Genomic DNA, 1,134 nt, shown 5'->3' with positions numbered 1-1,134 from the left:
CCCGCGCCGGCCGCCCGCTACCGGCGCCGCGCCCTGCTGGACGTCCCCGACGGCGATCCCGAGCGCGCCCGCCTGCTGGTCGAACTGGCCGTCGCCGAGCGGTCGTTCGACCGGGCGGCGTGCGAGCGGCACATCGCCCAGGCGATCCCGCTGCTCGCCACCGCCCGCGAGCGCGCCGCTGCCGCGCTCCAGCTGCCGGCCAACTTCCTGCGCGCCGCCAGCCCGACCTCCGCCGCCCTGCTGCGCCGGGTCGCGTGCGAACTCGGCGACCCGGACACCCTCGACGGCGCCGCCCGCGAGGCCGCGCTGCGCCTGGAGGCCCGGCTGCGCCACGCGGACTGCCGCGACCCCGCCCGGCTCGCCGACTCCATCGGCCGGCTCGGCGTCATGGAACCGGCGGTGTGCTCGCGCGGCGAGCGCGAGCTGCTGGCCGTCCTGCTGCACGCGGCCACGCTCGGTGCGGGCCGCCCGGCCGCCGAACTGGCCGGGCTGGCCGAGCGGATCCTCGAACGGGAGCCGGCCACCGTCCGCAGCCCGCACTCCGTCGTGCCGCTGCTGGTGACCACGCTGGTCGGCGCGGACGCCCCGGGTGCGCTGGAGTCCTGGCTCTCGGCGGGCGAACGGGGGCGGCACCCGGGCGGCCCGGCCGATGACTCCGCGCCGGGCCACGCCGAGCAGGCCCTCGTCCACCTGGCCCGCGGCCGGCTCGGTCTTGCGCGGGAGCAGGCCGAACGCGCCCGCCTGCGCGCCGAGGCCGGCGGGCCCGAGGGCGACGGCCTCGCCACGGCGGCCCTCGCCGCGGTCGCGCTCGCGGCCCGTGACCTGCCGCTCGGCGCCAAGGTCCTGGCCGACGCGGACCGGCGCTGGCCCACGGGCGCGGCCCCCGCGGCGATGCTCGGACTGCTGCGCGCCCGTCAGCAGGCGCACCGCGGCGACCCTTCCGCCGCCCTGGACACCGTCCTCGCCTGCGGCCGCGAACTGGAGTCCGCCGGCTGGCGCAACCCGGTGCTCTTCCCGTGGCGCCCGTGGGCGGTCGGCCTGGCCCGCCAGCTCGGCGACGCCTTCGCCGCCCGCGCGCTGATCACCGAGGAGCTGGCCCGCGCGGAGGCGTGGGGATCCCCGGCGGGGCGGGGT

At 80.6% G+C, this 1,134-nt stretch carries 1 pseudogene; it reads left to right on the top strand.

The window, feature by feature from the left end:
* A pseudogene (locus ACFV4F_RS43435) lies at positions 1-1,134 on the top strand (LuxR family transcriptional regulator); the annotation flags it as partial.

This window comes from Kitasatospora sp. NPDC059722 (assembly GCF_042733235.1).
In the GTDB taxonomy this organism is placed as follows: domain Bacteria; phylum Actinomycetota; class Actinomycetes; order Streptomycetales; family Streptomycetaceae; genus Kitasatospora.
Note: the sequence above shows the minus strand (reverse complement) of the source record. Positions and strands in the feature narration are given on the sequence as shown.